23 protein-coding genes and 1 pseudogene are annotated in these 20,407 nt (G+C 72.3%); 8 read left to right on the top strand and 16 right to left on the bottom strand.

The window, feature by feature from the left end; all coding sequences use genetic code 11:
• Positions 1 to 4 precede the first annotated feature (4 nt).
• The 9 genes from AB0J72_RS07705 to AB0J72_RS07665 all read right to left on the bottom strand — a co-directional run bounded on the left by AB0J72_RS07705 (position 5) and on the right by AB0J72_RS07665 (position 8,082).
• A complete protein-coding gene (locus AB0J72_RS07705) occupies positions 5 to 547 on the bottom strand; it encodes a helix-turn-helix domain-containing protein (protein WP_363395759.1) in 543 nt (180 codons plus the stop codon).
• Positions 548 to 653: 106 nt separating this feature from the next.
• On the bottom strand, positions 654 to 977 hold the full coding sequence (locus AB0J72_RS07700; protein WP_363395756.1) for a hypothetical protein: 324 nt from the start codon (positions 975 to 977) through the stop codon (positions 654 to 656).
• A gap of 69 nt (positions 978 to 1,046) precedes the next feature.
• A complete protein-coding gene (locus tag AB0J72_RS07695) occupies positions 1,047 to 2,027 on the bottom strand; it encodes a BadF/BadG/BcrA/BcrD ATPase family protein (protein WP_363395753.1) in 981 nt (326 codons plus the stop codon).
• Positions 2,024 to 3,265, bottom strand: coding sequence for a 6-phospho-beta-glucosidase (locus tag AB0J72_RS07690; protein ID WP_363395750.1), 1,242 nt, complete (start codon positions 3,263 to 3,265; stop codon positions 2,024 to 2,026). The genes AB0J72_RS07695 and AB0J72_RS07690 overlap by 4 nt, the downstream gene beginning before the upstream one ends.
• Entirely contained in the window at positions 3,262 to 4,083 is an 822-nt protein-coding gene (locus AB0J72_RS07685) for a carbohydrate ABC transporter permease (protein WP_354890547.1), read from the bottom strand. The genes AB0J72_RS07690 and AB0J72_RS07685 overlap by 4 nt, the downstream gene beginning before the upstream one ends.
• Before the next feature lie 40 nt (positions 4,084 to 4,123).
• Positions 4,124 to 5,035: a sugar ABC transporter permease gene (locus AB0J72_RS07680; protein WP_363395746.1), complete on the bottom strand. Its 912-nt coding sequence runs from the start codon at positions 5,033 to 5,035 to the stop codon at positions 4,124 to 4,126.
• 2 nt (positions 5,036 to 5,037) lie between these two features.
• Complete coding sequence (locus AB0J72_RS07675) at positions 5,038 to 6,342, bottom strand: ABC transporter substrate-binding protein (protein ID WP_363395743.1); 1,305 nt, start codon at positions 6,340 to 6,342, stop codon at positions 5,038 to 5,040.
• A gap of 145 nt (positions 6,343 to 6,487) precedes the next feature.
• A complete protein-coding gene (locus AB0J72_RS07670; protein WP_363395740.1) occupies positions 6,488 to 7,615 on the bottom strand; it encodes an ROK family transcriptional regulator in 1,128 nt (375 codons plus the stop codon).
• Positions 7,616 to 7,704: 89 nt separating this feature from the next.
• On the bottom strand, positions 7,705 to 8,082 hold the full coding sequence (locus AB0J72_RS07665; RefSeq protein ID WP_363395737.1) for a DUF1992 domain-containing protein: 378 nt from the start codon (positions 8,080 to 8,082) through the stop codon (positions 7,705 to 7,707).
• A gap of 14 nt (positions 8,083 to 8,096) precedes the next feature.
• Here AB0J72_RS07665 and AB0J72_RS07660 point away from each other — a divergent pair, with 14 nt between their 5' ends.
• Entirely contained in the window at positions 8,097 to 8,675 is a 579-nt protein-coding gene (locus tag AB0J72_RS07660) for a DedA family protein (RefSeq protein WP_363395734.1), read from the top strand.
• 26 nt (positions 8,676 to 8,701) lie between these two features.
• Here AB0J72_RS07660 and AB0J72_RS07655 read toward each other — a convergent pair whose 3' ends face one another.
• A complete protein-coding gene (locus AB0J72_RS07655) occupies positions 8,702 to 9,100 on the bottom strand; it encodes a helix-turn-helix domain-containing protein (RefSeq protein ID WP_363395731.1) in 399 nt (132 codons plus the stop codon).
• A 111-nt stretch (positions 9,101 to 9,211) separates the two neighbouring features.
• Between AB0J72_RS07655 and AB0J72_RS07650 the strand changes: the two genes are divergently transcribed.
• Positions 9,212 to 10,114, top strand: a complete 903-nt coding sequence (locus AB0J72_RS07650; protein ID WP_363395728.1) for an NADP-dependent oxidoreductase — start codon at positions 9,212 to 9,214, stop codon at positions 10,112 to 10,114.
• Positions 10,115 to 10,126: 12 nt separating this feature from the next.
• Here AB0J72_RS07650 and AB0J72_RS07645 read toward each other — a convergent pair whose 3' ends face one another.
• Entirely contained in the window at positions 10,127 to 10,738 is a 612-nt protein-coding gene (locus tag AB0J72_RS07645; RefSeq protein ID WP_363395725.1) for a hypothetical protein, read from the bottom strand.
• 194 nt (positions 10,739 to 10,932) lie between these two features.
• On the opposite strand from AB0J72_RS07645, the gene AB0J72_RS07640 reads away from it, so the two are divergent.
• A complete protein-coding gene (locus tag AB0J72_RS07640; RefSeq protein ID WP_363395722.1) occupies positions 10,933 to 11,514 on the top strand; it encodes a chaplin family protein in 582 nt (193 codons plus the stop codon).
• Positions 11,515 to 11,610: 96 nt separating this feature from the next.
• Here AB0J72_RS07640 and AB0J72_RS07635 read toward each other — a convergent pair whose 3' ends face one another.
• The 3 genes from AB0J72_RS07635 to AB0J72_RS07625 form a co-directional block, all read right to left on the bottom strand.
• Complete coding sequence (locus AB0J72_RS07635) at positions 11,611 to 12,444, bottom strand: PhzF family phenazine biosynthesis isomerase (RefSeq protein ID WP_363395719.1); 834 nt, start codon at positions 12,442 to 12,444, stop codon at positions 11,611 to 11,613.
• A gap of 165 nt (positions 12,445 to 12,609) precedes the next feature.
• The gene (locus tag AB0J72_RS07630) at positions 12,610 to 13,023 is read right to left on the bottom strand and encodes a hypothetical protein (RefSeq protein ID WP_363395716.1); all 414 of its coding nucleotides are present in this window, start codon (positions 13,021 to 13,023) and stop codon (positions 12,610 to 12,612) included.
• Between the two features lie 19 nt (positions 13,024 to 13,042).
• Positions 13,043 to 14,011, bottom strand: coding sequence for a dihydrodipicolinate synthase family protein (locus AB0J72_RS07625; protein ID WP_363395713.1), 969 nt, complete (start codon positions 14,009 to 14,011; stop codon positions 13,043 to 13,045).
• A 71-nt stretch (positions 14,012 to 14,082) separates the two neighbouring features.
• On the opposite strand from AB0J72_RS07625, the gene AB0J72_RS07620 reads away from it, so the two are divergent.
• Positions 14,083 to 14,979: a LysR family transcriptional regulator gene (locus AB0J72_RS07620; protein ID WP_363395710.1), complete on the top strand. Its 897-nt coding sequence runs from the start codon at positions 14,083 to 14,085 to the stop codon at positions 14,977 to 14,979.
• 2 nt (positions 14,980 to 14,981) lie between these two features.
• Here the strand turns inward: AB0J72_RS07620 and AB0J72_RS07615 are convergent.
• Positions 14,982 to 15,290: pseudogene (locus tag AB0J72_RS07615) on the bottom strand (transposase); the annotation flags it as partial.
• Between the two features lie 669 nt (positions 15,291 to 15,959).
• Here AB0J72_RS07615 and AB0J72_RS07610 point away from each other — a divergent pair.
• Together AB0J72_RS07610 and AB0J72_RS07605 are read left to right on the top strand one after the other, a co-directional pair.
• Complete coding sequence (locus AB0J72_RS07610) at positions 15,960 to 17,390, top strand: DUF1800 domain-containing protein (protein WP_363395706.1); 1,431 nt, start codon at positions 15,960 to 15,962, stop codon at positions 17,388 to 17,390.
• Between the two features lie 5 nt (positions 17,391 to 17,395).
• Positions 17,396 to 18,646: a DUF1501 domain-containing protein gene (locus AB0J72_RS07605; RefSeq protein ID WP_363395703.1), complete on the top strand. Its 1,251-nt coding sequence runs from the start codon at positions 17,396 to 17,398 to the stop codon at positions 18,644 to 18,646.
• Here the strand turns inward: AB0J72_RS07605 and AB0J72_RS07600 are convergent.
• Positions 18,606 to 19,247: a TetR/AcrR family transcriptional regulator C-terminal domain-containing protein gene (locus AB0J72_RS07600; RefSeq protein WP_363395700.1), complete on the bottom strand. Its 642-nt coding sequence runs from the start codon at positions 19,245 to 19,247 to the stop codon at positions 18,606 to 18,608. The genes AB0J72_RS07605 and AB0J72_RS07600 overlap by 41 nt on opposite strands.
• A gap of 78 nt (positions 19,248 to 19,325) precedes the next feature.
• On the opposite strand from AB0J72_RS07600, the gene AB0J72_RS07595 reads away from it, so the two are divergent.
• Both AB0J72_RS07595 and AB0J72_RS07590 read left to right on the top strand, forming a co-directional pair.
• The gene (locus tag AB0J72_RS07595) at positions 19,326 to 19,880 is read left to right on the top strand and encodes a peroxiredoxin-like family protein (protein WP_363395697.1); all 555 of its coding nucleotides are present in this window, start codon (positions 19,326 to 19,328) and stop codon (positions 19,878 to 19,880) included.
• A 118-nt stretch (positions 19,881 to 19,998) separates the two neighbouring features.
• Positions 19,999 to 20,337 (top strand): YciI family protein, encoded by a 339-nt coding sequence (locus tag AB0J72_RS07590; RefSeq protein WP_363395694.1) that lies wholly within the window; start codon positions 19,999 to 20,001, stop codon positions 20,335 to 20,337.
• Positions 20,338 to 20,407: the final 70 nt, after the last annotated feature.

The raw sequence follows: 20,407 nt of genomic DNA, 5'->3' as shown, positions 1-20,407 counted from the left end.
TCGGTTAGGTGAGGGGTTCCAGCACCCGCGCGGCGGTGGCGATGAGCGCCGCCCGCAGGGTCGCGTCGTCGTATTCGGTGCACGCGAAGACCACCGCCGGCAGCCCGGCGAGCACGAACTTCGCGGCGAGCAGCGCGGTGGGCGCGGCGGACCCGCCGGCGAGGGTGACGACGAGCTGTTCCGTCAGCTCGTGTACGGGTCGCAGCGCGGGCTGTTGCAGCAGGGCCGGCAGGTCGCCGTAGATGACCTGGATCTCCTTGCGGTACCGCATCGCGAGGTCGACGAAGCCCTCGATCGCGAGTTCGCGGGCCAGGGCGGGCGTGGTCGCGGCGGCGACCCGGGCGTCCAGGTCGGCGAGCTCGGCGATGGCCGGCGCGCACAGCTCGGTGAGGATCGCGTCCTTGCCGTCGAAGTGGTACAGCAGCGTGGCCTTGGAGCAGCCGACCTCTGCCGCGATGTCCTGCAGTGACGTGCCCTTGTAGCCGGACTCGGCGAACTGGCGCGTGGCAGCGGCCAGGATCTCGTCGCGGGTCTTGCTGCGGGCCATGGGGGTCACCTCCGACGGTCAGCATGCCTGACCGATCGGTCAGAACCTGACCGATCGGCCAGTTTTGTGCCTGACCTCACATCCCCATCGGCGGGGCGATCCCGGGCTACAGGGTTAGGCGCCGGCCGGTCGCGCCGTCCACGACCTCGCGGTCCCGCAGCGGCGTCTTCAGCGGCACCGGCACCGTCTGCGTGGTCATCGGGTCCTGCCCGCAGCTGCCTCGGCCGCGCAGGTACGCGGTCAGCCGGACCTGCCGGGAGCCCTCGGCGACGTCGATGCGGTCCAGCTCCTCGCAGCTGGAGAACGTCAGGCTCACCCGCAGGCCGTGCTCGTCGGGCACGGCGGCACCGATCGGGGTCCGGGTCGTGGACGGGGCGCTCAGCACCCATGCCACCGCCACGACCGCGCCCGCTATCAGTACCAGTGTCACGATCCTTGTCCAGGCCCGCATGTTCGTTCCCCCGTTTCGCGGGACACGATAGTGGCAGACCCTGAACGGTCAGAGGCCCTGCCGGACGGCGGCCTCCACGGTTGCGGGGACGTGGCCGCCGTGCAGTTCGTCCAGGGCGAGCAGCGCCGCGCCCGCGACCGGCAGGGAGGACAGCACCGTCACCGTCGCGCGCGGCGACAGCGCGGCGAGCCGCGCCAGGATGTCGCCGTGCAGCTGCGGGTGGCGGGCGGTCAGCACGCCGCCGCCGAGCACGACGGTGTACGCGGTGTCCAGCAGCGACAGCCGGCCGGCGGCGACCTTCACGAGGGCCTCGATCTCCGCGGCGAGCCGCGTCACGACCCGGCCGGCGACCGCGTCGCCGCCGGCGGCCACGGCGAACAGCACCTCGCTCAGCTCGTCCAGCCGCGCCGCCGGCAGGTCGCCCAGGTGCAGGGCGACGCTGACGTCCTCCGCGGTCGGCAGCCCGTACACGCTGGTGACCGCGCCGGTGAGCGCGGTGGCGGGTCCGCGGCCGTCCTCGCCGCGCACCGCGTGGTAGAGGGCGAGCGCGGCGAGGTGCTGCCCGCCGCCCCAGTCGCCGGACAGCTGCCCGAGCGCCGGGAAGCGCGACGTCCGCCCGTCGCGGGCGCGGCCCACGGCGTTGATCCCGGCACCGCAGACGACACCGACCGCGTCGGCGGCCGCGGTACCGGCGCGCAGCAGGGCGAACAGGTCGTTGTCGACGGTGACCGCGTCGGCGAGCCCCAGGGCGGCGACGCCCTCGTTGAGCCGCTCGACCTCGATGGGCAGGTCGGCGCCGGCGAGGTACACCTGCAGCCGGCTGAGCCGCAGGTCCGCGGGCACGGCCGCGGCGGCCCGCGCCTGGCCGACCAGGTCGCCGAGCAGCTTCAGGCAGGCGGGCAGCCCGATGTTGTGCGGCGACGTGGTCGGGCCGGCGACGCGGGCGAGGATCCGGCCGTCGGAGTCGCCGAGGACGACGTCGGTCTTGGAGTTGCCGCCGTCGGCCGCGGCGAACAGTTGTGCGGTCACGACAGCCACGCGAGGTGCTCGCGGTTGGCGGCGAGCAGGTCGTCGGTGAGCCTGGTGGCCTGCTGGTGCTGGCCGACGAGCGGGTGGGCGAGCAGCGCCTGGTAGACGCGGTCCCGCCCGCCGTGCACCGCGGCGTCGACGGCGAGCTCCTCGTAGGCGCTGACCGCCGAGACCAGGCCGCGCAGGTGCGGGGCGAGCGGCGGCGCCGGCAGCGGGGTGGCTCCGGCGGCGCCGACCCGGCAGGTGACCTCGATGACGGCGTCGTCGGGCAGGAACGGCATGGTGCCGCCGTTGCGGACGTTGACGGCGTGGATGCCGCCGTCGTCGTGCTGCAGGGAGGCGATGAGCCCGACGGCCGCCTCGGAGTAGAACGCGCCGCCGCGCTGGCCGAGCAGCGCGGGCTTCTCCGTCAGCGTGGGGTCGGCGTACATGCGCAGCAGCTCCGACTCGATCTCGGCGACCTTCGCGCCGCGGGTCGGCCGCCCGCGCTCCTCCGCGACCACTTCGTCGTGGCAGTAGAAGTACCGCAGGTAGTACGAGGGCACGTTGCCGAGCGCGGACACCACATCCACCGGGATCTGGACATCGGCTGAAATGTCCGAAACATGCCGTGAAAGCAGCTCCGGCAGACGGTCGACGCCGTCGACGTACGCCGCCCGTTCCCACGTGAGGTGGTTGAGCCCGACGTGGTCCAGGACCACCGCGGACGGGTCGACGCCGAACTGCGCGGCGAAGCGGCGCTGGAAGCCGATCGCCACGTTGCACAGCCCGGCGGCCTTGAACCCGTGGTCGAGCAGCGCCCGCGTCACGATCCCGACCGGGTTGGTGAAGTTGACGATCCACGCGCCCGGGTCGGCCCGCCGGGCGATGTCCAGGACGACCGGCACGGTGCGCAGCGCCTTCGCGAGGCCGCCGGCGCCGGTCGTCTCCTGCCCGACGCAGTCGCAGGCGAGCGGGAACGTCTCGTCGCTGATCCGGGCCGCCTGCCCGCCGACCCGCAGCTGGATGACCACGGTCGCCGCGCCGGCGAGGGCGTCGTCGACGTCGGACGTCCACCGCAGCGTCCCCGGGTGCCCGTGGGCGGCCATGAGCCGCCGGGCGAACGCGCCCACGACCTCGAGGCGCTCCGCGTGCGGGTCCAGCAGGACGATCTCCGAGGCGAACGGCGCCAGCCGCGCGAACCCGTCGATGAGCTCCGGGGTGTACGTGGAGCCACCCCCGACGACGGCGATTTTCAACCTTTGACTCCTGTCAGCGTGACACCCTGCACGAACGCGCGCTGGGCGAAGAAGAACAGCACCACGACCGGCACCATCGTGAGGATGGTCGCGGCGCTGACGAGGTTCCACTGCACATGATGCAGGGTCTTGAAGGACGCCAGGCCCAGCGACAGCGTCCAGTTGTGTTCGTTCTCGCTCGTGTAGAGCAGCGGGCCGTAGTAGTCGTTCCAGGCGTAGAAGAACTGGAAGAGCGCGGCGGCTGCGATCCCGGGCCGGGCCATCGGCAGCACGATCCGCAGCAGGGTCCGCCATTCGCCGCACCCGTCGACCCGGGCGGCGTCGAGGTAGTCGCCCGGGATGGTGAGCAGGAACTGCCGCAGCAGGAAGATGGAGAACGCGTCGCCGAGCAGCATCGGCAGCACCAGCGGCCACAGCGTGCCGGTGAGGTTCCAATTCGCCCACATCAGGTACAGCGGCACGGTCGTCACCTGCGGCGGGATCATCATCATGCAGACGATGACGACGAGGAACGCGCCCTGTCCCCGCCAGCGCAGCTTCGCCAGGGCGTACGCGGCCGGGACGCTGGCCAGCAGCATGAACGTGGTCGCGGCCACCGAGTAGATGACGGTGTTCAGCAGGTACCGCGGCATCGGTGTCCGGCTGAAGACGTCGGCGTAGTTCGCGAAGCGCCACTCGCGCGGCCAGTACGACGAGGTCAGCGCCTGCGAGTCGGTCATCAGCGAGGTCAGCAGCAGGAAGAGCACGGGCGCGACGAACATGACGCACAGCGCGATCGTGATGCTGTGCCTGGCCGTCCACAACAACCAGCGGTTCATGTCACCTTCAGGGTTCGGCGCAGGGTCGGCAGCGGGCGGTTCATGTGGCCTTCAGGGATCGGCGCAGGATCAGCAGCGAGACGGCGAACGCGACGAGGAACAGCACGACGGCCATCGCGTTGGCGTAGCCGAGGGCGCCGTAGCGGAAGCCGACGACGTACAGCCACAGCGGGTACGTGAACGTGGACCCCTCCGGGTAGCCGAACGTGGAGGAGATCCCGGCGCCGGTGGTGGCCTGCCCGCTGGCGGCGGACGCGGCGACGGCGGCCTGCGCGAAGTACTGCAGCGTGGTGATGACGCCGATGACGGCGGTGAACACGACGACGGGGGAGATGTTGGGCAGCGTCACGTGCCGGAAGCGCTGCCACGCGTTCGCGCCGTCGATCTGCGCCGCCTCCAGCTGCGCCTGCGGCACGTCCAGCAGCGCCGCCAGGTACAGGACCATGACGTCGCCGACGCCCCACAGGCCGAGCAGGACCAGCGACGGCTTGGACCACTCGGGGGAGTTGAACCACAGCGGCCCGTCGATCCCGATGTGCGCCAGGGCGGTGTTGACCGGGCCGACGCCGGGTTTGAGCAGGTAGACGAACGCGAGGGTGGCCGCGACCGGCGGGGCGAGCGCCGGCAGGTAGAAGATGGTGCGCACGATCCCGGCGCCGCGCCTGACGGTGGTGAGCAGCATCGCGGTGGCGAGCCCGCCGAGCATCCGGGCCGGCACGAGGATCGCGCACAGCCACAGCGTGTTCTGCGCGGCGCGGGTGAGGAACGGGTCGTCGAACAGGTGCCGGTAGTTGCGCAGCCCGACCCATTCCGGCGTGCTGAGCAGGTCGAACTTCGTGAACGAGAAGTAGACGGCGCTCAGCAGCGGGTAGAGGAAGAAGACCACGATGCCGACCGTCGCCGGCGCCATGAACGAGGCGACGGTCAGCGCGTGGCGGAGCTTGTAGGGCACGGTCAGCCGCCGAGCTTCAGCAGCGAGTCGACCTGCTTGTCCACGTCGGACAGTCCCTTGCCGAGGTCGGCGGCGCCGCCGCTCTGCCAGGTGTCGCAGAAGGTCTGGAACGTCTCCTGGTAGGCGGGGCCGGCCGACGACGGCGGGGTGGTGCTGGTCTTCGGGTGGTTGAAGATGTCGACGAACGTCTTGAACTCCGCGTCCAGGTGCAGGTCCGGCGAGGCGAGCGCCTCCTTCGTGGACGGGATGTTCTTGAGGCTGTTGGCGAGCTTGACGATCGTCTTGGTGTCGGTGGTGAGGTACTTGATGAACTCCCACGCCGCCTCGGGGTTCTTCGCGGTGCGGGAGATGCCGATCACGTTGCCGGTGACGTAGCCGGCGCCGTAGCGGTCGGGGCTCGACGTCGGCATCGGCGCGACCCCGAACTGCAGGTCGGGCGCCTGGTCCTTGGCGAACGCGATGCGGTACTCACCGTCGAAGTTCATCGCGACCTGGCCCTTCTGGAAGGCGTTCGCGTCGGAGTACTCGTCGCCGAGGGAGGCGCGGAAGGCCTCGAGCTTGTCGTAGCCGAACCAGTCGACGAGCTCCTTCTGCCACTTCAGCAGCGTCTGCCAGGCGGGGTCGCCGCCGATCGCGGAGCTGCCGTCGCCCTTGAGCCACTGCCCGCCGACCATCGGCCCGAGGTGCGACGGGGCGTTCTCGTAGAAGCCCCACAGCGGCAGGAAACCGGCGACCTGGATGGTGCCGTCGGCGGAGCGCTTGGTGAGCTTCTTCGCCGCGTCGGCGAACTCCTCGAGGGTCTTCGGCGGGCCGGCGATCCCGGCCTCGGTGAAGAGCTTCTTGTTGTAGTAGAGGCCGTACGCGTCGGCGAGGACCGGCATGGCGCAGCGTTTGCCCTTGTACTGCGTGTACTCCTTGACGGTCTGCGGGAAGCCGTCGAGGGACACCTTGTCGCGGGCGAGGTACTGGCCGAGGTCCAGCCAGGCGCCGCTGGAGCAGAACTGCCCGACGATGTCGGTGGAGTAGGACAGGCCGACGTCGGGGCCCTGCCCGCCGCCGATGGCCTGGGTCATCTTCGAGTCGTCCTGCCCGGACTTGACCACGACCTTGATCTTCGGGTGGGACGCCTGGAAGTCGGCGACGACGCCGTCGATGGCGGCGGCCTCGCGGTCGGTGAAGAAGTGCCAGAACTCCACGGTGCCGGAGACGTCGGCGCCGGGGTCGGCGATCGGTTTGTCCTTCGGGCCTGGGGTGCAGGCGGTGGCGAGCAGCGCCACGGCAGCGAGCAGAGAGACGATGCGACGCACGGAATTCCTCCTGGGGGTGGGCGTGCGGAAGCAGCCGGTCAACAAGGGCATTGACCAACGTCACTTGCATGGGGGATGGTGTGTGAAGCGCGCGGACGCCGGTCGATGCCGCCAGATCGGCCGGCGTCCGCGGTTCGTGGGCCCGTTACGTTCCGGGCGTACGCAGGCTCTCGATCAGCCTGCGGCGCACCGCGGACAGGGCGGCGTCCGCGGCGCCGAGCAGGGGAGCGTCATCCTCGACGGTGCTCACGGCGATGTCGGTCGACAGCGGCGCCGCCCGCGACATCGCCTTCGCGACCGCCTCGCCGAGTGCTGCCCCGCCGGCCCGGCCGATCTCGCCGCCGAGCACCACGAGCTGCGGGTCGAGCACCGCGACGACCGCGGCGAGCCCGATCACGACCCGGCCGGCGAGCTCCCGCAGCAGCGCCGTGTCGGTGATCCGCAGCCCGCGCTCGGCGGCCAGCTCCCGGACCGCGTCGCCGCTGACCAGGTCGTGGAAGTCCCGGGCGCCGTCGGCGGCGACCGGCATGTAGCCGATCTCGCCGGCGCCGCCGCGGGCGCCGCGCAGCAGCGTGCCGCCGCCGAGGTCGATCGCCAGACCGAGACCGGTCTGGCCGAGCCACAGCAGCACGAACCCGTCGCCGTCCGGCAGGCCCCGTGCGGCGCCGTGGGCGCGTTCGGCGAGCGCGGCGAGGTTGACGTCGTTGTCCACCTCCACCGGTACGCCGGCCGCCGCGGCCAGGTCGTCGACGAGCCCGCGCCGGCTCCAGCCCGGGACGTCCACGTGGTGGATGACCCGGTCCCGCGGGTCGAACGCGCCGGCGACGGCCAGCTGCACGTGCGCCACCGGGCCGCGGGCGACGCCGGCCGCCGCGCACAGCGCGTCGACGGTGTCGGTGACCGCGGTGGCCGGGTCGGTGCGGGCGAAGTCGACCGGGACGGCCAGCCTGGCCCGCTGGGCGCCGCGCAGGTCGTGCAGCGACGCGGTCAGCGACGGTGCGTCGTCGCGCACCGACATGGCGACGGCGTAGGCGGCGTCCGGGTTGACCGCGTACACCTCCGCGTTGGGGCCGGGGCGGCCGGTCTCGTGCCCGGCGCCGACGACCAGGTCGGCGTCGGCGAGGCGGCGGATCGCCTCGGAGATCGTCGGCTTGGACAGGCCGGTCAGGGCGCGCAGCTCGGCCCGGGTGAGCTGCCCGTGGTCGAGGAGGTGGCCGAGCGCGGCCGCCTCGTTGAGCGCCTTGAGCAGCTTGGAGGAGCCCCCGAGCGGCATTTGCTGCCTCCTCCAACTAATAGGCAGATTGACTAACAGTCGCGGGGAAAACGTAAGCGCCGCCACGCCACCGTGTCAACGGGCGTGCCCTAACCGGCTCGCCAGTCGGCAAGCACCGCCTCCACGTCCAGCGCGGGCAGGATCGTCGCCGGACCGTCCATCAGCCCGCGTCGGGCCTGCTCGATGCGCTTGTTGAGGTCCTCGACGACCGCGCGGACCCGCTCCTCGGTGCGCAGGGACGGCAGCCGCTCCGGCAGGTCCTCGACCTCACGCCGCAGCCGCAGCGTCGGCGGCACCCCGCCGGGCAGCCCCTCGCGCCTGGCGAGATCCTTGATCCACCAGTCCTCGTCGTAGAGCTCGCCGTGGTCCGGCAGCGGCTTCCCGGCACCCGGCAGGTTGTCGAACTGCCCCTGCTCCTGTGCCTCGCGGATCTGCCGGTCGATGTGTGACTCGTACCAACTCGACATGATCTCATTGTCCCGTGGAGGTACTGCAGCGCTACGGCTATCCCGCCCTCGCCCTGCTCGTGCTGCTGGAGGGGATCGGCATCCCCACGCCGGCGGTGAGTGTGGTCGTGGCGGCCGCGGTGCTCGCCGGGCACGGCTCGATGAGCCTGCCGCTGGTCGTCGTCATCACCTTCACCGCCGCGGTCGCCGGCGACAACCTCGGCTTCTGGCTCGGCCGCCGGGCCGGCCGCCCGGTGATCCTGCGGTGGGGCCGGCGGGTCGGGCTGACCGAGCGGCGGCTGAGCCGCGCCGAGGACTTCTTCGCCCGCCGCGGCCGCAACATCGTGGTCGTCGCCCGGTTCATCGACGGCCTGCGCCAGACCAACGGCCTCATCGCCGGCGCGATCGCGCTGCCCTGGCGCCAGTACACCATCCGCGACGCGATCGGCGGCGCGCTGTGGACCGCGCTGTGGGTCTCGGTCGGCGCCTTCGCCGGCGGCAACCTCGACCGCGTCCGCGCCTTCCTGCACCGCTACGAGACCACCGCCCTCATCGTCGGCGCGGTGCTCCTGGTGTCGTTGCCGCTGCTGTACCTGTGGCGCCGCCGACACTGAGCCACCCACGACTGAGCGCCTGTGTCTCAGGGACGCGCGTCGAACTGGGCGCGGGCCTCGAAGACGCGGTCCATGTGCGTCTCCGCCCAGTCCTTGATCGAGACCATGACCGGGAACAGCTCGTGGCCGAGCGGGGTGAGCTCGTAGTCGACGCGGGGCGGGATCGATGGGGTGACGGTGCGGGTGACCAGCCCGTCGCGCTCCAGGGTGCGCAGGGTCTGGGTGAGCATCTTCTGGCTGACGCCGGCGATGCGGTGGGCGAGCTCGCCGTGCCGCTGCGGGCCGCCGGCGAGCGCCGGGATCACCAGCGCGACCCACTTGTCGGTGAGCCTGCTCAGCAGCTCTCGGGTCGGGCAGCCCGCCAGGAACGCGTCGTAGTCACGTTTGGCCTGTTCGCGGCGCTGGGCCGCGCTCGTCGTCGCCATGGTGTCCTCCTCCGGTGCCTCAGGCACTTCACGGTACCTACTTACCGATGGTGCCCGCTGCTCCATACAGTCGTGGTGATCACTTCACCGCACTTCTTGGAGGAGACGGCGATGCGCGCTGTCAGCTATGCAGAGTTCGGAGGGCCGGAGGTCCTGCACGTCGCCGAGGTGCCGGTGCCCGAGCCCGGGCCGGGACAGGTCCGGGTGCGGGTCGCCGCGTCGGTGCTGCACCCGGTCGACCTGATGATCCGCTCCGGCCGGTTCCCGGCGCCGCTGCCGACCGGGCTGCCGTACACGCCCGGCTGGGACGTGGCGGGCACCGTCGACGCGCTCGGCCCGTCCGTCTCGCGGCTCGCCGTCGGTGCCGAGGTCCTCGGCTTCTCGCCGTGGCTGCAGACGACGGCCGGTGCCCACGCGGAGTACATCCTGCTCGACGCCGCCTGGCTGGCCCCGGCGCCCGCCGGCGTCCCCGCCACCGAGGCGGCGACCCTGCCGACGAACGGCCTCGCCGCCGCCCAGGCCCTCGACCTGCTCGCGCTCCCGGCGGGCTCGACCGTGCTCGTCACCGGCGCCGCCGGGCAGGTCGGCGGGTTCGTCCTGGCGCTGGCCCGGGCGACCGGCCTGCACGCCACCGGACTCGCCGGCGCCGCCGACCGGGAGTTCGTCGAGTCGCTCGGCGCGACGTTCGTCCCGCGCTCCGAGAACCCGGCCGGGCCGTTCGACGCGGTCGTCGATCTCGCGGTGATCGGCCCCTCGCTGCTGGACCTCGTCCGCGACGGCGGCGGCTACGTGGCCGCGTCGCCCCCGCTCCGCCCGGAGCCGGTGCGGGGCATCCGGACCTTCGCGCTGGAGGTCCAGCCGGACGGCACCCGGCTCGGCGAGCTGGCGGCGCTCGTCGCCGGCGGCGACATCCCGCTGCGGGTCGCCGGCGTGTACCGCTTCGCCGACGCGGCGGCCGCCCACGAGCGGCTGGCCCGGGGCGGCGTCCGCGGGGGTGTCGTGATCGTCCCCTGACCGGGGCCGCGTTCAGCAGGAGTCGGCGGCCTTGTCGCGGAACGCCTTCAGGGTGATGACCTGCGCGTCGCCCCGGCGGCCGGGGTAGCCCCAGACCTCGCCGTCCTTGAGCCTGTCCAGGTCCGCGAGGGTGAAGAAGACCGGCCTGGGCTGTGGCGCGCCGGTCCATGTCCCGAGGACGTAGCGGCCCGTGGCGGTGAGCGCGAGCGGGCGGGGCGGGTCGAACTCGTCGCGCCAGCCGTCCGGGGTGGTGCCCATGGGGATGGCCCACAGGTTGCCGATGCCGGTGCTGTTCCAGATCGACCAGAGGTCGCCCATCGCGACCCTGCCGGACCCACTGGATGCCGTCACGGCGGCGCTCGGCGTGGCGGTGCCGCTCGGTGTGGCGGCGCTCGGCGTCGGTGGCGGCCACGGGTTGAGGTAGAGGGTGGCGTTGTGGGCCGCGTGCCTGTCGCCGCACAGGTACAGGTGGGCGACCGGGCGGCCGTCGGTGTCGCGGCCGACGGCGAGGAGCGGCTCGTCCGCGGGGGTGCACGCGGCGAGCGAGCCGGCGACGAGCGCGGCGGTGACCGTGGCGGCGGCGGTACGGGCGACCAGACGTGCTGCCGTGCGAGCGGCGGGCATGGTGCCCAGTGTGGCGGAGATCGGCAAGTGTCGCTGACGCCAAGACGCCACGCCGATGGCGACTACATTACGTAACCTTGCGGGTGCATTGCGTGACTGTTTTTCGCGAAATATCCGTCCAGGACTCGCATTTCGGGTTAAGTGGGGGTCGCGACGGACGTTCACCGTCGATCACTCGTCGAAAGGTCGTCATCATGAATCGCTGGCTCATCCGGTCGGTGCAGATCGCCGCGCTGTCCTTGGGTGGCCTCGCGCTCACCGGCACCGCCGCACACGCCGACTGGGACAGCGGCCCCAACGTCGGTATCTTCAACGGCAACCAGTCCTCGACCACGGTCCAGGTTCCGGTGAACATCTGCGGCAACGCAGTGGCGATCGTCGGCTTCGCGAACGCCAACTGTGACGGCGGCGCCTACGCCGTCAACGGCAGCGGCGGCAGCTACAGCGGCGCCGGCAGCTCGAACGGCTACCACAGCCACAACGGCAACGGCAATGCCAACGCGAACGCCACCAGCCACAAGAAGAAGCACAAGCGGCACTCCGCGAACAGCAACTCCTACCACAACAGCTCGTACGGCAACGGCAACTCGTACGGCAACTCCAACGGTGGTAACGGTGGTGGCGGCGGGGCGTACGCCTACAACAGCAACGGCGACTGGACCACGGGCTACAACGCCGGGTTCTTCAACGGCAACCAGTCCTCGACCACCGTCCAGATGCCGATCAACGTGTCGTGCAACTCGGTCGCCGTGATCGGGTTCGCGTCCAGCTGCTGAGCCGCAGAGGCGCCGCCTGCCTCGGATCGTAGAGCGTTGGCCGATGGCCGCGGTGGATCAGCCCTCCCCGCGGTACACCGGCCAACGCTGCTTTCGTCAGTCGATCGGCACCGCGGTGCCGGTGACCGCGACGCCACTGCCGGGGTCGGCGGCCAGCTCGACGGTGACCAGGCTCGGCCGGCCCATGTCGTCGCCCTGGTGCACCCGCAGCGTGGCCGGCACCTCGACCAGGCCCAGCTCGCGCAGGTAGCCACCGAGCGCGGCCGCCGCGGCGCCGGTCGCCGGGTCCTCGTACACGCCGCCGGGCGGGAACGGGTTGCGGGCGTGGAACACCGTCGCCGACTCCCGCCACACCAGGTCGACCGTGGTCCAGTCGTGCCGCGCCATGAGCGCGGTGAGCGCGGGCACGTCGTAGTCGAGGTCGGCGAGCCGCTGCCGGGTGCCGGCCGCGACGATCGGGTGGCTGGCTCCCGCGTACGCCACCCGCACCGGCAGCGCCGGGTCGAGGTCGGCGGCGTCCCAGCGCAGCGCGGCGAGCAGCTCCCGCACCGTCGCGTCGGCCATGGGTGTGGTGTGCGGCGGCACGCTGCGCAGCGTCGCGGTCAGCCCGTCCACGCCGACCCGCGTCTCCACCTCGATCGCGCCGACCCGGGACTCGAAGCGCAGCGGCCCGAGCCCGAAGCGTTCCGCGTACGCGGCGGCGGTCGCGATCGTCGCGTGCCCGCAGAACGGCACCTCGGCCAGCGGGCTGAAGTAACGCACCCGGACGCGCCCGTCCTCGTGGAACAGGAACGCGGTCTCGGAGTATCCGACGTCGGTGGCGATGGCCTGCATCGCGGCGTCGTCGAGTCCGGCGGCGTCGAGCACCACCCCGGCCGGGTTGCCGCCCTTGGGGTCCGTGGTGAACGCGCTGTACCGAAGGATTTCCATGCACCCGACGCTAGGCCGGTACCAGAGCGGCGGCGCGGTCCAATCGGCGCCGGGTGGTTGTAAGCACCGCCACTGTGCCGCCGTCGTGACTTGGACAGACACCGGCGCCGGTCAGCTGCGGGGCTGACCGGCGCCGGGTGGTGCTCAGTCGGTGCCAGGTGGTGCTCAGTTGGAGGCAACGCCCAGCTGGCCGCCACCGTCGGTGTGCAGCTCCGTGGCGGAGGCGAACGACGAGTCGAGGCGCGCCTGCAGGGCGTCGAGCTCGTGGAACTCGCTCGAGGACGCCGACTCGGAGCCCTCGGCGGCGAACACGTGGTCCGTCTCGGCGGCGGAGTGGTCGTAGGAGGTGAAGTCCGACTCCTCGTACTGCGCGCCGCTCGGGTCGGTGTACGACACGTGGTGGCCCTGGTCGAAGCTGGTGGACTCGGCGGACGCGTGGTCCTGCTCGAAGACGCCGAACTGCGAGTCGTAGTTGTTGTCGCTCGCGTCGACCTGGTGCAGCTGGTTCAGCGACTCGTGGTCCTGGCCAGCCTCGATGTGGCCGAAGTCCGTGTCGGCGCCGGTGTCGAAGTCGCTCATGGGAGATCCCCTTCAATTGCTAACGCTTGGTGACGACATCGACGGTACGGCCTGTCCCGCCGCCTGGAATCCCCCGAACGTGCCACCGTGGCGAGCTGGTCGAACCGTCCGGTATGTGCTGGAGCGCCGCGAAAGCGGCCTCGGCGTTCGTCAGCGCGGCCCGGGACGCGGGCAGCAGCGGCAGCCGGACGTCCGGGGTGGGGATCCGGCCGGCGGCGTGCAGCACTGCCTTGATTACGGCCGGGTTCGGCTCCGCGAACAGCGCCGCGGACAGTGCGGCGAGGGCGGACCCGAGCCGCCGGGCGGTGGCGACGTCCCCCTCCCGCCACGCCCGCGCGAGGGCCACGAACCGGTCCGTCGCCACGTGCGCGGACGCGAGGATCCCGCCGGCGGCGCCGATGGCGAGCAGCGGGCCGATCACCGTGTCGTCGCCGCCGAGCACCGCGAACCCGGCCGGCAGCGCGCCGAGCAGCGTCACCGTGTCGCCGCTGACCGGGCCGTCGGACAGCTTCATGCCGGCCACGCCCGGAATCGCCGCGATCGCGAGCAGGGTGTCGACGTCCAGGGGCTGTCCCGTCCGGTACGGCACGTGGTACACCACGACCGGCAGCGGCGACGCGGCGGCGACGGCCCGCAGATGGGCGAGCACACCGGCCGCACCCGGACGGGTGTACGGCGGCACCACCACCATGGCGGCGTCCCCGCGCACGTGCCGGACCGCCTCCGCCGTCGCCGCCGTCGAGCTGTCACCGACCCCGACGAGCAGCGGCGTGCCGTACACCGCGGAAACGTCCCGGCAGGTGGCCACGACCGCGGCCCGCTCGGCTCCGGTCAGCGTCGCCGGCTCCCCGGTGGTGCCCAGCGCGACCAGCCCCGCGGCCCCGTCGTCGAGCACCTGCCGGGCCAGCCCGGCGACCGCCGCGAGGTCCACCGACCCGTCAGCGGCGAACGGCGTCACGAGCGGCACGAAGATCCCTTCAAGCTCCATGTACTCAGGGTCGCCGCCACCCGAGCGGAAGGTCCAGTTCACATTCGTGGCGCCGAGCATAAGCTGAACTGATGCTCGACGTGCGCAAGCTACGCCTCCTGCGCGACCTCGCCGACCGCGGCACCATCGCCGCCGTCGCCGCCGCCCACAACTACACGCCGTCCGCGGTGTCGCAGCAGCTCGCCGCGCTGGAGCGGGAGGCCGGCACGGCGCTGCTGGCCCGCACCGGCCGCGGCGTCACGCTCACCGCCGCCGGCACGGTCCTCGCGGCCCACGCCGAGGAGGTCCTCGCCGCCCTCGAACGCGCCACCGCCGCCCTCGCCGCGACCCGCACGGGGCTGTCGGGTCCGCTGCGGATCGGGGCGTTCCCGACCGCGATGCGGACGCTGCTGCCGGCGGCGCTGGTCGCCCTGGCGGGGGAGCACCCGGCGCTCGACCTCACCGTCGACGAGCTGGACCCGGCGCTCGTCCCGCCCCGCCTGCGCGACGGCACCCTGGACGTCGCACTGGTCCACGACTACGACCTCGTGCCGATCGCCCCCGACCCCGCGCTGGACACGACCCCGCTGCTGGACGAGACGATGTACCTCGCGGCGACCCGCCCCCTCGACCTCGCACAGTGCCGCGCCGAGCCGTGGATTCTCGCCGGCCCGGGCACGCTGTGCCACACGATGACACTCCGGGCCTGCGAGGCCGCCGGCTTCCTGCCCCGCGCCCGCCACCACGCCGACGACTTCGTGACCGTCCTGACCCTCGTCGCCGCCGGCCAGGGCGTCGCCGTCGTCCCTGAACTCGCCCTACGCCCCCCGTCACCCCCACCCGGCGTCGTGCTGACCCCACTCGCAACGAGACGCCGGACGAGATTCGCCTACCGCTCGGGCGCCGGCTCACACCCATCGATCGCCGAGTTCATCGCCACCGTCCGCTCAGTCACCGCCACCGGATTGCCAGCCCCAACAATCCGATAATTGAGGGCCTGTTCGGCGCGGCGGCGGTGCTGCAACAACCAGTCCGGGAAGTACGACCCGGACCGCAACTTCGGGATCGCGAGCTCGACCGTGCCGGCGCGGGTGTCCCAGCCGCGGTGCCGGTAACCGTTGCGCTGGTTCATCCGTTCGTCACTGCGTTCGCCGTAGCCGGCCCCGCAGACCCCGTCGGCCTCCGCCGACATGAGCGCTTCGGCGAACGTCTTCACCATCGAACGCAGCAGATCGGGTGACGCCGAGCCGAGTTCCTCACGCAGGAACCTGCCGACGTCCACACTCTTGGGTGCGGTCATCGCTTGATCTCTCCTTCGCACTTTGGTCAGTTCGAAGGATCAAGCGGTGACCGCCTCTATCTCCTCAACCACCGCAAAGGTGGGCGATTCGTACACCACTCCCGTGGATGTGACCGTCGCTGGGGTTCGCTTGGGGCCGCTTGGTCGCTGGGGTTCGCTTGTCGCGTCGACCTGGCGGTCGCTGCCACCGGATTTGTTGGGTGCGGCAATTCGGCGATTGGGTGGGCGTCTTCGCGGTCCCGTCATCGCTGGCTTGGTGTCGGTGCGGCCACTCGATCGCCGGAGGGGACCGCGCGGCTCTGGTCCCGGGTGTTCGTCTCAGTCGCTGCGGTCGTCCTGGTCGCAGTCTTGGTGTTGGTGCGGCCACTCGGGCGCCGTCTCGGTCGCTGCGGGCTTCTTGGTCGCATCGTTCTCTTGGTCGGTGTGGCGGGATTGTTGGGTGCGGTAATCCGGTAATCCGCTGGCCAAGAGAACCGCAGCTGGCGTGTCGCTCGACCGGGCCCACGCCGAGACCAGCACGGCACTCGACGCAACCACGCACACACTCGCCTGGCCACCGGATTGTTGGGTTGGGGAATCCGATAATCCGGCGGTGCGGAGCGGTTGCTGGGTGGGAGCGTGGCGGGGGCGTCGGTCAGGCCGGCCGAATTGGTGTCGACGTTGGACTGCGTGACCGTCTTCACCCCTCAGGACCCGGTCCTGCACCTGCTGCGCCGCGCCACGTTCGGGGCGACTTCCGCGAGCGAGGCCGAGCTGCGCAAGCTCGGTGCCGCCGCGTGGCTGGACCGGCAGCTTGCCCCGGCCACCATCGACGACGCCGCGTGCGCGAAGCTGCTCGCGCGGTACCCGATGGCCAACCTCGACATCGCCGTGGTGCGTGCCAAGGTGAAGGCCGGCGCCATGAAGTCCGGGGGCTGGGACGCCATGCAGCAGCTCGGCTCCGCCGCCGTCGCGCGCGCCGCGTGGAGCAACCGGCAGCTGCTCGAGGTCATGGTCGACGTGTGGTCCAACCACCTCAACGTCACCTGCCCGTCCAGCGACGTCTGGGACAGCCGCGGCGCCTACGACTCCCTGATCCGCCGGCACGCCCTGGGGACGTTCGCCGACCTGCTGAAGGCGTCCGCCACGTCGCCGGCGATGCTGTCGTACCTCGACAACCGCAGCTCCACGAAGGCGAAACCCAACGAGAACTACGCCCGCGAGCTCATGGAGCTGCACACCGTCGGGCTGATCTACACCGAGGCCGACGTGAAGGACGCCGCGCGGCTGCTCACCGGGCTCACCGTCGACAAGACCACCGGCCTGTACAAGTTCGACGCGACCCAGCACGCGACCGGCGCCGTCACCATCCTCGGCTGGCGCCACGACAACGCGACCGCCGGCGGCGGCGAGGCGGCCGCCCTCGCGTTCGTGGACATGCTCGCCCAGCACCCGGCCACCGCCGAGCGCGTGGCCCGCAAGCTCTGCGTCCGCTTCGTCTCCGACGACCCGCCGGCGGCCCTCGTCCAGCAGCTGCGCGAGGTGTACCTGCAACAGAAATCGGCAATCGCGCCGGTCCTGCGGGCGCTGTTCACGTCGCCGGAGTTCGCCGCGTCCGTCGGCGCCAAGGTCCGCACCCCGCTGGAGGACCTCATCGGCACGGTCCGCCTGCTGGGCCTGCAGCCCGAGGCGTCCGGCACCGAAGGGGTCCGCGCCCTGTACAACTACCTCGTCGCCGCCGGGCACGCCCCGATGCGCTGGGCCCCGCCGAACGGCTACCCGGACGTCGCCGCCGCCTGGACCGCCCCCTCGAGCCTGCTGATCCGCTGGAACGCGCACCTGAACCTCGCCGCCGGCTGGTACCCCAAGCAACTCGTGCGTCCGGCGTCGATGCTCGCGACGCTGGTGCCGAAGCTGCCGGCCACCCACGGCGCGTTCCTCGACGCCCTGGCCACCCGCCTCGTCGGGCAGCCCCTGCAGACGGCGCACAGCGCGGCGCTGCTCGGCTTCCTGAACAAGTCGGCCTCGAGCCCGCTGAAGGCGACCGACCCCGCCGTCGCAGGCCGGCTGCCGCACCTCATCGCCCTGATCCTCGACTCGCCCTACTACCTGGCCAGGTGACCGTCATGATGGATTGCTGTATTACCGATAACGGTATTTCGCGGCGCGGGCTGCTGGGCCGGGCCGCCGTGATCGGCGCGGGCGCCGCGCTCACCGGGCTCGTCGGTGAGGGCCTCGCGACCCGGCTGGCGTTCGCCGGCACACCGTACACCGGCGACACCATCGTCGTGTTGTCGTTGCGCGGCGGGTTCGACGGGCTGTCCGCCGTCGTCCCGATCGGCGACCCCGACTACTACGCCGCCCGACCCACCATCGCCGTGCCGAAGGCGTCGGTGATCGCCGGGGACGGGATGTTCGGCCTGCACCCGGCGTTCGCTCCGCTGCTGCCGCGCTGGACCGCCGGCACGTTCGGCGCGGTCCACGCCGTCGGCCAGCCCAACCCGTCCCGGTCGCACTTCCAGGCGATGGAGGAGATGGAGCGCGCCGCCGCCGGCACCTCCGTGCGCACCGGCTGGCTCGACCGGATGCTCGGCGTCACCGGCGCCTCCGCCCCGACCGCGGGCGTCGCGATGGGCGCGACGTCCCCGGCCCGCGCGTTCGCCGGCCCGTCCCCGGACGTGTCGATGTCGTCCGTCGACGGCTTCAAGCTCTCCGGCAACGACGCCAAGACCCCGATGGCCGCGACCATCGCGAAGCTGTTCGACGGCGCCCCGGCGGTCATGGCCGACCCGGCCCGCGCCGTCAACGCCACCCTGGGCACCGTCGCCGCGCTCGGCGCGTACACCCCGGCGGCGACCTATCCGTCGACCGCCCTCGGCAGGGCGCTGTGCGACGTCGCGCGCCTGGTGAAGTCGAACGTGGGCCTGATGGCGGCCACCGTCGACTTCGGCGACTGGGACATGCACGAGGGTCTCGGCGGCCCCGTGAAGGGCCAGCGGATGCACGACCACCTGACGGAGCTCGCCCTGGCGCTGGCGGCGTTCGCGACCGACCTCGGCGACGCGTTCAACCGCGTCACCCTGGTCACGCTCAGCGAGTTCGGCCGGCGCGTCGCGGAGAACGGCTCCCGCGGCGTCGACCACGGCAACGGCAACGCCATGCTCCTGCTCGGCGGCAACGTCCGCGGCGGCCGCGTGCACGGCATCTGGCCCGGTCTCGCCCCGGCCAAGCTCACCGCCGGCGACCTGACGTCCACCACCGACTACCGGTCGGTGATCGGCGAGCTGCTCCAGCGCCGCTGCGGCGTCGGGTCCCTGACGGGCATCTTCCCGAACGTCACGCCGTCCTCGTACGAGCTGGCCCTGGCCCGCCGCTGATTCCGGCGAGCAGGAGGGCGAGACCACCGCGGAACTCCTCGTCGGCGCCGACCTGACGGGCCGCCCCGCCGAGCTGCCGCATGTGAGGGAACGCGGCGGGGTCGAGCCCGGCGATGGCCGCCGTGCCGGGGCCGGACAGCGGGCCGAGGTGCTCGAGCTGGATCGCGCCGACGAGGTACGACAGCAGCCCCCGCAGCGCGACGACCCTGCGCTCCGGGTCGGTGACGGTCTCGGCCAGGATGCCGGCGACCGTCTCCGACCAGCGCAGGATGGCGGGCGACCGGTGCCGGTGCGTCATGGTCAGCGGGACGACGGCCGGGTGGGCGCCGACCGCGACGCGGACCCGTTCCACCATGACGGTGATCCGCTCGTGCCAGTCGCCGCCCTGCGGCGGTGCGGGGTCCACGGCGCCGAGCACCAGCTCGACGACGAGGCCTTCGAGCTCCTCGCGGTCGGCGACGTACCGGTACAGGCTCATCGTGCCCATGCCGAGCTGCTGGGCGACGGCGCGCATGGTCAGCCCGGCGGGCCCGTCACGGTCGAGCACCGCGAGCGCCGCCGCGGCGATCTGCGCGGATGTGAGTGATCGCGGTCGAGGCATGGCACTTGACAGCGTACGTCATACGCCTACGCTTGCCCGTAAGAGTACGTTGTACGCTTACGAACACGCGGAGGTGTCATGCTCGTCGTCGATTCCCGGCGCCTGCAGGTCGTCGTGGGGGAGCCGGTCGCCGTGCCGGACCCCTCGCTGCTGGTGCACCTGCAGTTCCGCCGCTTCGCCGGCTGCCCGGTCTGCAACCTGCACCTGCGCTCGATCGTCCGCCGCCACGACGAGATCACCGCGGCCGGCGTCCGCGAGGTGGTCGTGTTCCACTCCACCGCGGCGGCGCTGCGCGAGCACGTGACGGACCTGCCGTTCCCGGTGGTGCCCGACCCGCAGAAGCGCCTGTACCGCGAGTTCGGCGTCGAGTCCTCCCGCCGCGCCCTGCTCGACCCCCGCGTCTGGCCCACGATCCTGCGCGCCGTGGCCCGCAGCACCTGGGCCCTGCTCCGCGGCCGCGAACGCTCGCCGTCGCTCAACCCGGCCGGCGGCCGCTTCGGCCTCCCGGCCGACTTCCTCATCGCCCCCGACGGCACCGTCCTCGCCGCGAAGTACGGCGAGCACGCCTACGACCAGTGGTCCGTCGACGAGCTCCTGGACCTCGTCGAGCGGCACGGACCCGGCACGCCCTGACCGGGTAGGACTGGCACCGGCGGAAATTTGTCGTGGCGGGCTGTCGGATCCGGGGCGGGCCGTTCGTAGGACGGGTGAGCGGCGGCCGGAGGGGCTGCCGGAGGCGAGGAGGAACAGGATGCCGCACTACCTGGTCTCGTTCGACGAGGGCTGGATGAACGTCGCCGAGGAGGACGTGCCCGACGTGACGAAGGCCGCGCAGGAGGTGGCGCAGGACGCCCGCGACGCCGGCGTGTGGGTGTTCGGCGGTGGGGTGCCGGCACAGCCCGCGACGGTCGTGGCCGCGGACGGTTCGGTCACCGACGGCCCGTTCCCGGAGACCAAGGAGCACATCGGCGGGTTCGCGCTCCTCGACGTGCCGGACCGGGACGAGGCGGTGCGGTGGGCCGCCAGGTTCGCCGCGGCGTGCCGTTGCACGCAGGAGGTGCGGGAGCTGGCCGCCGACGCGGCCGACTGACCCGGCACGGGCGGCGCTGCGCGGCGATGGTGCGCTGCGGGTCGGACACAGGGTGCGCGTACTGTGCGCG

Source organism: Dactylosporangium sp. NPDC049742, assembly GCF_040674675.1.
Taxonomy (GTDB): domain Bacteria; phylum Actinomycetota; class Actinomycetes; order Mycobacteriales; family Micromonosporaceae; genus Dactylosporangium; species Dactylosporangium maewongense.
This window is presented reverse-complemented; position numbering and strand designations above follow the sequence as displayed.